9 protein-coding genes and 2 pseudogenes are annotated in these 14831 nt (G+C 45.2%); 10 read left to right on the plus strand and 1 reads right to left on the minus strand.

Annotated features, from left to right (window positions below):
* Positions 1 to 4 precede the first annotated feature (4 nt).
* From CYPRO_RS14315 to CYPRO_RS14355, 7 genes and pseudogenes are all read left to right on the plus strand, one after another.
* Positions 5 to 688, plus strand: a complete 684-nt coding sequence (locus CYPRO_RS14315; RefSeq protein ID WP_124245631.1) for a hypothetical protein — start codon at positions 5 to 7, stop codon at positions 686 to 688.
* A gap of 71 nt (positions 689 to 759) precedes the next feature.
* A complete protein-coding gene (locus tag CYPRO_RS14320; RefSeq protein WP_114985267.1) occupies positions 760 to 3414 on the plus strand; it encodes a S8 family peptidase in 2655 nt (884 codons plus the stop codon).
* Positions 3320 to 4435 carry a T9SS type A sorting domain-containing protein gene (locus CYPRO_RS14325; RefSeq protein ID WP_164682824.1) on the plus strand — a complete coding sequence of 372 codons (1116 nt, stop codon included), beginning with the start codon at positions 3320 to 3322 and terminating at the stop codon, positions 4433 to 4435. Before CYPRO_RS14320 ends, CYPRO_RS14325 begins: the two co-directional genes overlap by 95 nt.
* Positions 4436 to 5259: 824 nt before the next feature.
* Entirely contained in the window at positions 5260 to 6396 is a 1137-nt protein-coding gene (locus CYPRO_RS14335; protein WP_114985270.1) for a WD40/YVTN/BNR-like repeat-containing protein, read from the plus strand.
* A gap of 117 nt (positions 6397 to 6513) precedes the next feature.
* On the plus strand, positions 6514 to 7242 hold the full coding sequence (locus tag CYPRO_RS16880; protein ID WP_114985271.1) for a S8 family serine peptidase: 729 nt from the start codon (positions 6514 to 6516) through the stop codon (positions 7240 to 7242).
* 133 nt (positions 7243 to 7375) lie between these two features.
* Positions 7376 to 8242, plus strand: a pseudogene (locus CYPRO_RS16885) (S8 family peptidase).
* Between the two features lie 687 nt (positions 8243 to 8929).
* Positions 8930 to 10033: a WD40/YVTN/BNR-like repeat-containing protein gene (locus tag CYPRO_RS14355; RefSeq protein WP_124245632.1), complete on the plus strand. Its 1104-nt coding sequence runs from the start codon at positions 8930 to 8932 to the stop codon at positions 10031 to 10033.
* A gap of 252 nt (positions 10034 to 10285) precedes the next feature.
* Here CYPRO_RS14355 and CYPRO_RS16460 read toward each other — a convergent pair whose 3' ends face one another.
* Positions 10286 to 10531 (minus strand): peroxiredoxin family protein, encoded by a 246-nt coding sequence (locus CYPRO_RS16460; RefSeq protein ID WP_124245633.1) that lies wholly within the window; start codon positions 10529 to 10531, stop codon positions 10286 to 10288.
* A 741-nt stretch (positions 10532 to 11272) separates the two neighbouring features.
* Between CYPRO_RS16460 and CYPRO_RS14370 the strand changes: the two genes are divergently transcribed.
* The 3 genes and pseudogenes from CYPRO_RS14370 to CYPRO_RS16790 form a co-directional block, all read left to right on the plus strand.
* On the plus strand, positions 11273 to 12214 hold the full coding sequence (locus tag CYPRO_RS14370; protein ID WP_114985277.1) for a PD40 domain-containing protein: 942 nt from the start codon (positions 11273 to 11275) through the stop codon (positions 12212 to 12214).
* An 11-nt stretch (positions 12215 to 12225) separates the two neighbouring features.
* Positions 12226 to 13161 (plus strand): PD40 domain-containing protein, encoded by a 936-nt coding sequence (locus tag CYPRO_RS14375; protein ID WP_114985278.1) that lies wholly within the window; start codon positions 12226 to 12228, stop codon positions 13159 to 13161.
* Positions 13162 to 13671: 510 nt separating this feature from the next.
* Positions 13672 to 14640, plus strand: a pseudogene (locus CYPRO_RS16790) (S8 family serine peptidase); the annotation flags it as partial.
* Positions 14641 to 14831: the final 191 nt, after the last annotated feature.

Genomic DNA, 14831 nt, shown 5'->3' on the forward strand with positions numbered 1-14831 from the left:
ATACATGATTTTTTATACGAAGTCTAATATAAAATTCAACATTCGCGGAACAGTTTTGATCGTGAAAACCGTGCTTCTGTTATTGATGCCTGTTTTTTTATCCGCTCAACCTCATCACAATGTCGCAGAGGTTTCCCGGGCTTTGGAGTTTAGCCTGGGTCCGATGTTTATGATTGGGAACCTGAATGGAAGCGCAATTTCCTGGAAATGGGGCGGTGACCAATCATCAACAAACCGGATTGGGGTATCTGTGGAATCAGGCCTGAATTTCACGGATATTGAATCTGACAGACACGGGGATACGGAGCTGCGAAACTACGATATCCATCTCAGAGTGAAAGCCGACAGGGTCCACTACATAAATCCGAAGTCCAAAACCGTTTTCTATTTGGGATATGGGCCTCAACTTGGCTTTGCGAGCGGGCTTGAAGAAAGATTAGATAATCCCGTTTACGGAAAAGTAGACTGGAAATCAAGATTAGTTGAAGCCGGTATAGGGTTAAGCGCGGGTGTGGAATGGTTTGTTACATCATCATTAAGCCTTGCGGGCGAATATTCTGTTTCGGCTATGTACGGGGCTGAATATGACAGTTCCACAAGCCCGTCAAGAAGGATTCGAAATAACACCCGATTCTTTAACTTTTCTGCAGATGTTGTGCAATTAAGAATTGCTGTTTATTTCCCATAAAATTTAATCACTTACAGCGTGTTTCAAAAGCTGTTTTCACGCTTCAAATACCCATCAAACCAGAGATCATCATGAAAACGTACAAACTCATCGCAGCCGGACTATTGACCCTGTGTTTTAGTATATCGCTATGGCACAGTGAAGTTTTTTCCAGTATTCCTGAAACCACAGCAGAAGTTACTGCACAATCCGCAGTTCAACCCGATACCACCGGAAAGCACCGCCTTGTTCAATTGGCTAGGGAGCGGGGGATGGTGCGTATCGGAGTTACCTACAATATGGAACATTCCCCGGAAAGATATTTAGGCGGCGGACAGCGCAACGCCCAGAGGCAGCAAATTGCACAGATGCATGATGCATTTGTCCACGAATTGCAAAACAAAAGGTTAAATGTGAATATTGGAGGGAAACTTGAAACGTATCCGCGTATTTTTCTATCGGTAGACGAAGAAGCACTTTTATATTTGTACAAATCCGAACTGGTTAAAAGTATTGACGTCGTTCGACGTGGACAAAGATTTTTATCAGAAAGCACTACCTTGGTCGGCTCTCAAAATGCTAATATGCTTGATATAGATGGAACCGGGGAAACTATAGTCATCATGGATGACGGGGTGGACAGCTCGCACGGCGCTTTTAGTGGAAGGGTTAATGTAAATAACGGTGCCTGCTTTTCAGAAAATGATTCTTCGGCCGGCTTGTCATCCCTCTGTCCGGGCGGCGCAGAAACAGCATTTGGATTTGATGCGGGTGAACCCTGCGATGATTTTGATGTTGAATGTGACCACGGCACCCATGTGGCCGGCATTGCCGCCGGAGAAAATGGGGTGGCTCCTGGGGCTGAGATTGTTTCATTTCAGGTATTTTCCAAAACGGTGCCCGATGCATGCGAAGATGAAGAAGATGAAAACGCACCCTGTTTGACTTGGTCTGATGAAACTCTAGAGCAAGCCCTTGATCATCTAAATACCCGGCCTTGGTTAAGTGATGTAACCGCTATCAATATGAGCTTTGGTTTTATAGACGAAGATACTCCGTTTACGCAGGCGTGCGATGATGAAAATACCACAGTGACAGACTTGATTGCCGATATTTTTCAAGGGTCTCAAGGTGCTTATGTGGTCGCGGCCTCCGGCAATGAGGGCTTTAGCAACGAAGCGGCGTTTCCAGCCTGTATTTCCAGTGTGATTAGTGTAGGGGCTACGGATAACAATGATGAACACTGGCAGCAATCAAATGCAGCATCGTATCTGGACTTGGTTGCCCCCGGAGTGGATATTACATCAGCTATGCCGGGTGGGGGCACGACGGAAAAAACGGGTACATCCATGGCAGCGCCGCATGTATCCGGCACCCTCGCCCTTATATCTCAGGCCTATCCGATGCTAACCCCTGCCCAGGTTCAGGAAAAACTATATGATAATTTGGAAAAGGTATCGGGCATGCAAGGCCAGCCGCGTACCGACGAATATGGCCGCGGTCGGCTGAATGCATATGCCTCGGTATTGGATGCACTTGAGCAGAACCCTAGTGTAACCCTGATTGAACAGAGCCAGAATATCAGCGGGACGGAAACATACTATAATGACGAATACATTTACGTGCTCCCTGGCGCAACACTGAACGTCAATGGCACATTGAATTTAAACAATGCTTTTTTGTATGTCTTAGGCACTTTGGAAGGTAGTGGTACCATTAACCTGATTGGAGTGGCTGAAATTATCGATGAACATGGAATCAACAACTTTACCGGGACTATAGGTGATGGGAGTGATCCGCCACCACCCGCTTACCCCACCGTCTCCGACACTACATTCACCCAAAACACCGTACTTGCAGATACGCTCATGCTCACCGGTGTTACAACCCTGGATCCCGGCGTTACGGTTACGGTCGCTGAAAACAACCTGATTATTATTGCAGATACCTTACAGATGAACGGATCAGGTTCATCCATTTCTATTTTTGCTTCCAGTGGAGAATTGAGGTTATCAGAGGGAATTCATGTGAATGGAGGTAGGTTGGTGGCACACTCAGAAGGAGAAATAGATATTGAGGAAGAGGCAATGCTTCAATCGACGAGTTTAACAATTCATTCCGGCGGAAAAGCCATCATTGGTGATGACGCCGATATCAACACCAATGGCGGCAATATTGTAATCGACCCGGGGGCGGAGTTGCAAGTGCGGGATAATGTAACCTTTGGGCTGGATTCTGCAACGCTACGGATTAGAGGTGATGCTGTTATTGGCGATTCCTTTACGTTTACTAATGGCCATATCTCCACTTCAAGCAGTTCCTCGTTATCCATTGGCAATGGTGCACAGCTTGACTTTGCTGAAACGCCGGCGGGTATGTTCACTCGTGGTCAGGGCTTCGAAATACTTGGTGAATTTTCTATACTTGGTAATGGTACCATGCAGCCCTATAACAACCAGTCGGGTGGGTGGCATGGCTTATCGCTGATAGGAAACGGAGCCAATGGGTCGTCAGTTTCAAACGCGCAAATATCCGGTTCCACACATGGCGTACGCCTGATTGGAGTTCAGGACATCAACCTCTCAGGCACCCAAATCACAAATCATCAGACCGCCGGGCTGTTCATTTCAGGTTCAGATGATATCAACCTATATGAAATCATCGTTTCAGGGTCAGAAAATGACGGAATGGTTACTAATTCAGTCAACCATTATAGTAAATTCGGCAAGCTCGGCCAATCGATTTGAGAATAACGACGGCGACGGTCTGGTGGCCGACGGTATTAGTTTTTTAACTTTCGACGGAGCGTCTGTGATTAAAAATAATCGCTACGGTGTTAAGGCGATTGATTCATGGGTAATATTGAGCGACACCCAGACGGGCGGCGGCGGAAGTATTTATCACAATACCGACAAACATGTGGTAGCGCAGGGCGTCTCACAGGTTACCGCTCAGGAGTACTGGTGGGGCAGCGACCCGCCTGATTCCTCGATGTTTGACGAAAGTGTCTGGAGTATCATTGACTATTCCAACTGGCTGCAATTTCCGAATGTTCTCGTAGCAGGATCAATGACAGGTGCCCGCCAAAGTACACCGGTACCACCTCAACCCGGAGGCAACTTGCTGGGACAATTTATGGCCGAAGTTGAAAGACGGGGTAGCCGGCTTGCTGCGGCCAAAGCTCTTGCGGCCCACCCAAACGAGGCCCTTGCCCGGTTGGCCGGTTACATAGAAGTTGGTGAATATATCCGCCTGGGTATGTATGTGCAGGCTGTGCAAACCGCGCAGACGTGGCTTGAACAGCAGCCTTCCACTAAAGAAATGAAGTACCTGTATCGCGGATTGTTTTCGGCTTACTTTTTCCTTGAAGAGTATAGAGCGGCAGAACTTGCGTATAAGAAGCTGGAACTTCTTCAGGATCCTTTACTTGTTCACTTCCGGGGCTTGCTTCCTGAAGATGATGTCATTATTGAATCCGCCGATCTGCGCGACAAGCAAGCAATTGAAAAAGCTATAGCCTTTACCAACTACCCCAACCCCTTCAACCCCACCTCCCTGATTGAATACACCCTGCCTGCTGAGGCACAGGTACGCATCGATGTATTCAACGTAATGGGGCAGCGGGTAGCTACACTGGTTAATGGCAGGCTTTCGGCCGGGGTACACACCGCCACCTTCGATGGCAGCCGGCTGGCAAGCGGTTTGTACATTGCAAGAATGCAGCTCAACAATCAGGTGTACACCCGCACCATGATGCTTGTGAAATAAACGGCTATCCCCGCTGCGCACCCGCCCCGCCTACAGCGCCCTCAGCACCGCCTCCACATGGCTGTCCATGCGGAGGTTGCTTTCGTGAGCGAGGCGGATGCGGCGGTCGGGGCCGATCAGGAAGGTCACGCGGCGGGTCAGCAGCCCTAAGAGGGTGCAGCCCCAGGCCCGGTGCACGGCGCCATCGGTATCGGAGACAAAGATCAACCGGCAACCGACCACCAACCAACGCCTGACAGAACCCCAACTCCGCGCCCGGCCAAAAACCCATTTTTTTACAGGGCTACAACTCATGCTCAGGCGTAGGGATCACTTGAAAGACATCGTTAAGGGCTGCCTGTTCCTGCATCACAACACCAGGATAGCCATGTTAAATTATATTAAAATTAAATGGGGGGGGGGGGGTAACCCGATTGACTTTTACAACTGCTGCCCTTTTATTAAAAATGTTAATCCGTATGAAGAGGCCGGTCACAGGATTACCGGCCGGAATGCTTTGCCGAAGCTTCTGAAAATGGGAGTTGAGCGCAATTGAACGATGGGTTTGTCTTAAATCGGCTCCTTACCCTGTATTGATCAGCCCCCAATATCCCCCCCAACCAGCTTACCGGACTTATTCAACTTATTTAGATTAGGGCGGAAGCGATTATACTGTCTTTTTATGTCCTTAAATGTGGTATAGTTTTAAACAGGAATGTACTGCAAGCCTATTAGCCGATTAAAAGAAACGCCCCCCGTTGCACTATGCCCGGTGAAATAGTGGGAGCGCTCAGTTAACCGTGATTTAGCACGATAGTACCTAAATAGAATCCAAGAAATGTGTTATGAAAACATTTAGAATTAAACCCTATCTAATAGTAATAATAGTATTCACGTTGTTGAATGGTTGTGGAGTTTTTGGAACGGATGATGACCGAGTAGTGTGCAATTCTGATTTTGTATGCACCAATGCCATTTCCGCCGACTGGACTTATCTGGGCCTAGGAGACGAAGCTGTTCAAACCATCGCCATTAATCCCTGCAATAGTGCACATATCCTGGCTGGTACGGCTCAGAGTTTTAGCTCTGGCATTCAGGGTAAAATATTCCTAAGTACAGATTGCGGAGAGAACTGGGAGCAGGTTTGGGAAGGTGGTTCGGTCAGTGATCTGGTCTTTGACCCGAAAAATCCAAACTATGTATATGCCAGCCCCCATGGAATGATCCGAAGTATGGATGGAGGAAAAACCTGGAGTATTATTGATAACGGATTGGATCCTCATTTGAGTTTTACTCAGCGGGTATTTTCTATTGCAATTGATCCTGAGGATACGCGACGTGTCTATGCTGCGATTGGTGGCTTTGGCACAGGTTGGTTATTTTATTCAGATAACCGGGGTCATGCGTGGACTCCTGTACCACATGTAGATGGCTCCGGAAATGAAATTGCAGATAACAGATATTTATTAAGTGATCTGCCCGGTCCGATTTTGATCGACCCTGCTAACCCTGATGTATTGTATATCAGCCCATTGGATATTCGATTGCTGTTGAAGAGTGAAGACCGGGGAATGAGTTGGAATCTGCTATTGAAGGAAGATAATGCCGAAATTTATCCGATAGTATTTAGCCCTGATTATACTTCTATTTATGCACTTGTTAGAAGTCATAGTGGATTGGCAGAAGGTGGATTGTTTGAATATAATCTCCAAGACGGTGAGACTCAACTTCATCCGGTTACTCATGACATAGATGAAAAGCCACAAGCATTAGAGGTATTTAAAGCTATTAATGAATTAATCGTAGCAACAGAAAATGGCATTTATTACAGAGAAAACGGTGAGTGGCATGTTTACACCGGCGAATATATTACCGGTTATCCAAATGCCTTAAAATCACATCATAATTTAATCTATTCGGGAATAATGCCAAATAACGAATTCCGAAGTAATGGAGGCATTTATGTAAGATTTCATAAATAAAAAAAAGAAACGCCCACCGGGCACATAAACCGAACCATTCTCCTGCAAGAGATATAAAACGGCGATTGCGCTTCGGGGGCGTTTTGTGTCTATAACACAAAAAAAAAGGTACGAAAAATGAAACAATACATATATATCAAATCACTGATCCTGTTATCAGGACTCTTAATGTTGATGAATGCTGATCTTTCGGCACAAAGCTATCTTAGTGAACGCTTTAAAGATGTGGAAAATGTTCGGGTATCTATCTGGAATGGAAAAGAGGTTGCCCATAAAGAACAAAAAATTCATATTAAGTTGAGGGAAGGTGTCGGCCTGGAATCCGTGCTTGGGCAGTCGCTGCTATCGGCAGACGAAAAAAGTCCACCTAATGTTCTGGGGTGGAGCGTTCTGCGCTTGGATAGCTCAGCTGACCTGATGGACGCGATACAGCTGTTAAGAACTTATCCGGATGTACTGGAAGCCGAACCCTTGCTCGTCGGAGAAACCGGCAATCTTCCGAATGACCCGGATTTGTACCGACAATGGGCACTGCGAAATACCGGTCAGGCACCAACCAACGGTACACCCGGAGCTGATATTTCCGCTCAACTTGCATGGAATATCACCACCGGTAGCGAAGATGTGGTTGTTGCCGTACTTGACACGGGGATTCCTTTGGTTCAACATACCACAACCCTATCACATCCTGATTTGCAAAATACAAATCGCATTATTTTGGGTCCAAACTTCAGTGATTCACCAGGAAATGTGCGTGATGAAAACGGACATGGAACCCATGTTGCGGGCATCGTTGGTGCAGAAACCAACAACAGTACCGGAATTGCGGGTACAACTTGGGAATGAAAAATACTAGTCATTCAAACTAACCAGGATAATGGTTTTTATACCCTTTCTGCATTTCAAAACAGCGTAATATATGCTTCTGATTATGCTGTTTCAACGGGTAAACGGGTGGTGATTAATTTCAGCTCTGGTGGTGGAGCCGTCTCAAGGTTATATTGATGCAATAAACTACGCGGCAGCTAGGAATGTGCTTATTGTTTCGCCTTCAGGTAATATGAAAGACCATCCCCAACATGGTAATCAATATAATTATGTTTTTTACCCTGCTGCATACTCAGCCACTTATAATAATGTTATTGCCGTTGGTGGTACAGATCAAAACGATGGGAGTTCAAGTTTCGCAAGTATAGGAAGCGAATTAAATTTAGTTGCACCAGCTGGTTATAACAGAATCGCAGGAGATGTCCGGAATATCTATTCCACCATGCCGAATTATCAAGTTGCAATGAATGGATTTCCTTAGTATTTATCACAGAATTATGACTATGCTTCAGGTACTTCTATGGCGGCTCCCCATGTTTCTGCTGTTGCTGCTTTAATGCTCTCGGTCAACCCATCTCTCACACCGGCTCAAGTTCGCACCATCCTGCAAAACACAGCCGATTGGAAACCGCACATGAATTCCAACGAATACGGTCACGGCCGCCTCAACGCCTATTCCGCGGTCAAGCATGCTTTACCGCTGCAGTTAGAAGATCACACCTTCACCTCATTTTCTTATCCGCCGGCAGTTACCCTGACCGGGTCGGCCCATATATTTGGTAGCAGTACAGCTGAATCCGGGCTAACAATAACCATACCTACCGGTAAGGTGGCCGTACTCGACGGCAGCCTTAGCCGCACCGGCAGCAACCATGCCACTATGGTAATAGAAGGCACCCTAATTATGGATGAAGACGCGGTTTTGGATGGTTTTACGATAGAAATAGGGGAGCAGGGTTTTTTACTAATGCGCGATAATACCGCTATCAACGGACAGGGTGGATCACTTGCAGGATAATTTAGAATGAAGAATGCAAAAATTAAGGATGAGATACACAGCGTCATGAAAAGTTGAGTGTAAATTCGTGCACAGCCGCCGAACTAAAACAAAGACGAATTGGCTATGTATTGCGGGTTGAGAATTCCCGATAGAATGTACCCCCACAGAAATCCGGCAACCGGTGTTAACCAACACAAAGATTTACATTTGGGGAGGGGCATAACGGTTGAATTTTACAATTAACACCCCTTTATTAAATATGTTAATTTGTATGAAGAGGCCGGTTCAGGTTTTCCGGCTGTAAAGGCTTTGCCGGGCAAACGCGGCTTTTTAATCTGCAAACAGCCCCCTGAAGCTTAAATTGCCTGATTCAGGTAATTCGGAATTGTCATCTGCTTACTCACACTTAATTTTATCCCCACTCCTGCCTTACCGCTTAATTGAGAGAATCTGCCGGACAGACAGTTTTTAGGGTTACCGTTTTTTTTGAAACAACATCACAGGTCTTTTCCGGCTATAATAAATCTACACTCCCGGAACTGTTAATGCATGTATATCTTACATCATGGCTTTCAAAGCCCTAAACAGCACGCCGCTTTATCATAACTACGTGTAAATTTTCATTTTCCTGCAACAAAATGAAGAAACACAGACTAACATCTATTTTTGGATTCCAAATTCATAAAATCATTTAAAATCAACTAAATGCGAAAATTTCAATTAGCATCTTTATGCGTTTTGCCACTTTTTCTTGCAGGGTGCGGGATATTTGGTTCAGACAATAGCCGGGCAATTCCTTCAGATCCGGATTTTGTCTGCACAAACTCTGAACCCGGAACCTGGAGTTACCTGGGCATACCGGGAGAAATGATTTTATCGATAGCCATTAATCCGCATAATGCCGGCCATATTCTGGTTGGAACCTCCGGCAGCTTTAGCGACGGCTCGCAGGGTAAAATATTTATGAGTACCGATTGCGGGGAAAACTGGGAGCAAGTTTGGGAAGGCGGTAATATTCTGGAAATACATTTTAATCCAAAATCCCCCAATGAGGTCTTCGCGAACCCCCACGGTATGATTCACAGCACCGACTGGGGCCGAAGCTGGTCGGATCGCAGTAACGGCCTCACCGAATTTTTGTCGTTTACCTCCGCTGTGACCACCTTCGCCATTGATCATGAACAACCAAACAGACTTTATGCGGGCACACAAGATCTTGGAGGGGGGTTGGTTTTTTACACGGATAATGCTGGAGGTAATTGGCAGTTAATTCCCGCTCACCAGCAGGAGGGCCCTGGCGTAGATCTTTCAAAAAGCGCTGTATTGTTTATTCATACCGACCCGGTAAATCCTGGCCATGTATATGTAGGTAATGGCCCCATCATGCGCAGCACCGACCGCGGAGAATCCTGGGAAATGCTGCGTGAAACTGACCCCAACGTAATACAAACGATGGCCTTCAGCGCCGATCATTCAAAAATTTTTGCCATGAACACCTGGCGGGGGTTTTATGAATTCAATATGCCGGATGGCCCCTGGGCATTTACTCCCTACCCTGACTCGATGGTGGGTACACACATAAGCAGTATAGTTGATACAGATCTGGTTGATGGTATCCTGCTTGGAACCGGTAGAGGAGTATTATTAAGGAAAAACAATGAGTATTTCAGTATGGTGGATAACTTGCCCTATACCATTACATCTAAATTAAAACTTAACGGGAATAATTTATACGCTGCAGTTAGACCGCAATCAAGCTTTATATCCTCTGAATCAGGAATTTACATTAGAAGGCTAAATCAACCATAAATAAACTGGAGTAGATATATGAAAAAAATCACTACGACTATTAGCCTGATCCTTGTCTTTATTATAAGCAAGAACGTAGTAGCTCAAAACTATCTTGATACATACAGAGCACTTCCAGGAATTAACGTTACGAATATAGATGGGATTGATTATGTACACCGTGAACAGAAATTACACGTTAAACTTGGCAGTTTAGACTACCTGCCTGAATTTGAGCGCTACCTGGAACCTCTGAGTGCGAGCATTTCACGTTCATTTAACATATAAAATTGGGGTGTTATTAAGCTCCAGGAAAATGCGGATATAAAATTGGCGATAGAGAGACTCAAGGAGAATCAACTTGTGGAGTTTGCTGAGCCGCTTGTGGTTGCTTTCGTGGGCGAGGCGGATGCGGCGGTCGGGGCCGATCAGGAAGGTCACGCGGCGGGTCAGCAGCCCGAAGAGGGTGCAGCCCCAGGCCCGGTGCACGGCGCCATCGGTATCGGAGACAAAGATCAACCGGCAACCGACCACCAACCAACGCCTGACAGAACCCCAACTCCGCGCCCTGCCAAAAACCCATTTTTTTACAGGGCTACAACTCATGCTCAGCCGTAGGGATCACTTGAAAGACATCGTTAAGGGCAGCCTGTCCCCTGCATCACAACACCAGGATAGCCATGTTAAATTATATTAAAACTAAATGGGGGGGGGTAACCCGATTGACTTTTACAACTGCTGCCCTTTTATTAAAAATGTTAATTCGTATGAAGAGGCCGGTCACAGTATTTCCGGCCGGAATACTTTGCCAAAACTTCTGAAAATGGGAGTTGAGCGCAAATGAACGATGGGTCAGCCTTAAACCGGCTCCATACCCTGTATTTATCAGACCCCAATATACCCCCCCTAACCAGCTTACCCGGAGTTATTCAACTTATTTAGATTAGGGCGGAAGCGATTATACTGTCTTTTGATGTCCTAAATGTGGTATTGAATACATTGCTGAATTTATCCGATTTATTCAAAAAGTAGAATAAAAATTGCCTAAAACCAAATCGGTTTACCTCTAGTTATTTTGACAACGGCTATTTTAAGCATGTTTCCAAGGCCTGATAGAAAGTAAAACGGAATAATCCAGATTATAAGTTAGTCTTTAATCCATGAAGAAATAAGTCCGGAACATTGTTAAAAAAATGCACTTGTCTAATAGCATGAAAACTCAGTATTGTTTTTCTCTGTTGTTTACTAATTCTATTAAATATGTTCAACATTAAATCATATAAATTCTGCATTTTTATCCTCCTCATTTTACTCATGATGGTAGCTATAAACAGTTGCAATGTTACCGATCCTCCCATACCTGAACCGGGAATTATTGAAGTTCCTACAGACGAACTCCCGGCGTGGTCGCCTGATGGGAAATATATTGCCTTTAACCACTTTAATCCCCATGCCGATGAAAACACCCACCCCTTCGGTCTTTATTTATTAAACCTGGAAACGGGTGAACGAACCTTAATAATTGAAGGGATTGCGCTTAGCCCCGATTGGAGTCCGGATGGTGAATGGATTGCGTTTAATAGCGGTGATATCTTTAAAATCCGTTCGGATGGAAGTGAATTAACACGGCTCACCGGGCAGGGAATGTCATTTTTGCCGAGATGGTCACCGGACGGGAATACGATTTCTTATGGTAGGTCTGGGAGTCAAGATGTTGTAGGGATCTGGTTTTTCCATCTGCCTGACTCAACATACCAGAGATTTGGATATGGTGCTTCGCCTGCCGTCTGGTCTCCCGATGGTACGCATATTGTTTATAGTGCTCTTGATCAGTTTGAAGACCCGGTTAGTGCACGAGGGCAGATTTGGGTTGCGGATACGGCCAATGCGGTAAATACCCAGTTAACAACCAACAAATATCGAAACCGGAATGCTTCGTGGAGCCCTGATGGGAATTGGATTGCTTGGCCATCGCATAAAGGTGGCCGTTCGTTCGGTTTGAATATTATGCAAGCTGATGGAAGTAATCAGGAAGAAATTTTTGCAATTGAGTTAAATAATCAATTGAGTTATGAAAATGGGTCATCATGGTCACCGGATTCAGAGCGTATCGTGTTCAGCAAACCCAACTCAGACGAAAGCAAAATCGTGTTATGGATCATTAATAGCGATGGGAGCGGCCTTGAACAACTAACCTTTTAAAACCCAAACAAATGTTTTATTTAAAATTACGTAAGAATTACATACGTTCTTTATTTTCTTTATTTATGGTTACAAGCTTTATAGGTTGCAATTTAACAGATACCTATGAACTTGATCCTGAAGTAGTATCGGTCCCGGCAGACGAGCACCCAGCATGGTCGCCTGATGGCAGGTATATTGCATTCAATCACATCAATCCCGCTGCTGATGAAAATACCAGTTCAAGAGGTCTTTATTTACTGAACCTTGAAAATGGAGAACGCAGACTGATAATCGAAGGCTCGGCCCGCAACCCCGACTGGAGCCCCGATGGAGAATGGATAATATTTAACAGCGGTGATATTTTTAAAATCCGGCCGAATGGAACCGAATTAACACGACTAACTGGCCAAGGAATGTCATTTTTTCCCAGATGGTCACCGGACGGGAACACTATTTCGTATGGGAAGTCCGGAACCGGTTCCGGGCTTTGGTTTTTTCATCTGCCTGATTCAACATACCAACGATTTGGTTTTGGTGCTTCGCCTGCTGACTGGTCTCCCGATGGTACGCATATTGTTTACAGCGCCCTTGATCAGTTTGAAGACCCGGTTAGTGCACGAGGGCAGATTTGGGTTGCGGATACGGCCAATACGGTAAGTACCCAGTTAACAACCAACAAATACCGTAACCGGCATGCTTCGTGGAGTCCGGATGGGAATTGGATTACCTGGCCTACAGATAAAGGTGGTCGTTCATCTGGCTTAAATGTAATGCGAGCAGATGGAAGCGGGCAAAAAGAACTTCTCGCAATTGAGCTTGACAATACGATAAACTTGAGGATAAGGCCATCCTGGTCACCGGATTCAGAGCGAATAGTATTTAGCAAACCCAATGCCGATGAAAGCAAAATTGTGTTATGGACCATTAACAGAGATAGGAGCGGTCTGGAACAACTAACATTTTAAAAAACAGGGAGGAGACCCTGCGACGGACTCCTCCCCTAATCGCTGTATTCCCGCCGGGAATGCTTTATCGATAATACAGAACACATAACCGAAACAGGATATACATCCATGAAAAATAAACTAAAAAATCGACGATTCAGAATATCAGTATGCTGTTGGATACTGTTATTTATGCCATATTGGATTACCAGCTATACTTTGGCTCAATCCGTTCAGGCAGATCAGGCAATACCAGGTTTGATTAACGTAAAATTCACCTCCGAAACGTTAGTAGAATCAAAATCAACACTTCAGTCTGCCAGTATTCTTAATCCTGAAATCCGTAATGTTTTGGAAACACGTGGATTTGAGCGTGGGGAAAGGATATTCCCTTATTTCGAATCCAGTGATACCTTGTCCGTTTCCAAACGCACAGGAGAACAAGTTGTTTTGCTGGATCTGTCAGGATGGTACACTATCCAGGTGGCTGATACGGTAAATATTAACAGATTGGCTGGGAATCTTATGGGAATGCCCGGAATTGAAGCGGCATCCCCGGAATATATTTTTGAATTAGATGAGGTGTTCCCGGATGATCCTAATTTTTTATCCAATGATCAATGGGGGTTATACAATTTTACCAATCCCGGAAATGATATACATGCCCCACAGGCCTGGGAGTTTAATACCGGCAGAAGTGACGTCACGATAGCGGTAATAGATGGTGGAATAGACCATAATCATGCTGATCTTGATCCGGGAGATCGCAATCGAATTATTATGGGATTAGATGTTACCACTTTTCCAATACCAAGTACCAATACTATGGATGATATTCCTGCTGGCTCAGTGGGGGCTGACCATGGTACAGCCGTTGCAGGAATAATCGGCGCGATAACCGATAATGGTCTTCAGGTGGCCGGGGTAATGTGGGATGTTAAAATATTACCGGTGAAAGTGATCCATTCATCCGGAAATCATTCGATACAGCAAAGTCACTTGGCAAATGGGGTATATTTCGCGACAGCACAAGGGGTAGATATAATTAATATGAGCATGAGCTCTGGTGCAAGTTCGTGGTGGCAGTTTACAAATCCATTAACGGAAGCATCATTGAACGCTTATAGAAGTGATATACTTTTCATTGGCTCTGCGGGAAATAATAATTCTTCTACCGTTAGATACCCTGCAGGATTTCCCTGGGTGATGGCGATTGGTGCTACAGATGAAGATGACATAAAAACAGACGTATCTAATTTCGGTAGCCATTAAGACGTGGTGGCTCCCGGTATTAATTATTATACCACAAGTAGAAATAATGCTGTAAGATCATTTGGGGGAACATCAGCGGCAGCACCGGTTGTTTCCGGTGTCGCGGGCTTAATTCTTTCTCAAAGCAAAGACCTGGAACTAAATCTGTCAAACGATGATATTCGTAATGTGATTCGGTTTACTGCGGATACAGTTGATGGTATGGGTGGCCAGAATTTTACTGACGAATACGGTTACGGCCGTGTCAACGCCTACGAAGCGCTCAAGTTTATCAGTGAACCTAATGTAGTTGAGCGTGGCTCCGTAACCGGAGGAAGTTCAACCATGTCTATGAACAACCATACACGTACATTTTACAGGGGTATGGGACTATTAGCGACGGGAGAATATTATAACAATAAACAGTACGAAGTAACCGG

Origin of the sequence: Cyclonatronum proteinivorum (assembly GCF_003353065.1) — a bacterium.
Classification (GTDB): domain Bacteria; phylum Bacteroidota; class Rhodothermia; order Balneolales; family Cyclonatronaceae; genus Cyclonatronum; species Cyclonatronum proteinivorum.

Excerpts from the sequence above, each read along its gene's own strand:
- CYPRO_RS14315 (WP_124245631.1), top strand. The coding sequence starts at position 5 with ATGATTTTTTATACGAAGTCTAATATAAAATTCAACATTCGCGGAACA.
- CYPRO_RS14320 (WP_114985267.1), top strand. The coding sequence starts at position 760 with ATGAAAACGTACAAACTCATCGCAGCCGGACTATTGACCCTGTGTTTT.
- CYPRO_RS14325 (WP_164682824.1), top strand. The coding sequence starts at position 3,320 with ATGAAATCATCGTTTCAGGGTCAGAAAATGACGGAATGGTTACTAATT.
- CYPRO_RS14335 (WP_114985270.1), top strand. The coding sequence starts at position 5,260 with ATGAAAACATTTAGAATTAAACCCTATCTAATAGTAATAATAGTATTC.
- CYPRO_RS16880 (WP_114985271.1), top strand. The coding sequence starts at position 6,514 with ATGAAACAATACATATATATCAAATCACTGATCCTGTTATCAGGACTC.
- CYPRO_RS14355 (WP_124245632.1), top strand. The coding sequence starts at position 8,930 with ATGCGAAAATTTCAATTAGCATCTTTATGCGTTTTGCCACTTTTTCTT.
- CYPRO_RS14370 (WP_114985277.1), top strand. The coding sequence starts at position 11,273 with ATGTTCAACATTAAATCATATAAATTCTGCATTTTTATCCTCCTCATT.
- CYPRO_RS14375 (WP_114985278.1), top strand. The coding sequence starts at position 12,226 with ATGTTTTATTTAAAATTACGTAAGAATTACATACGTTCTTTATTTTCT.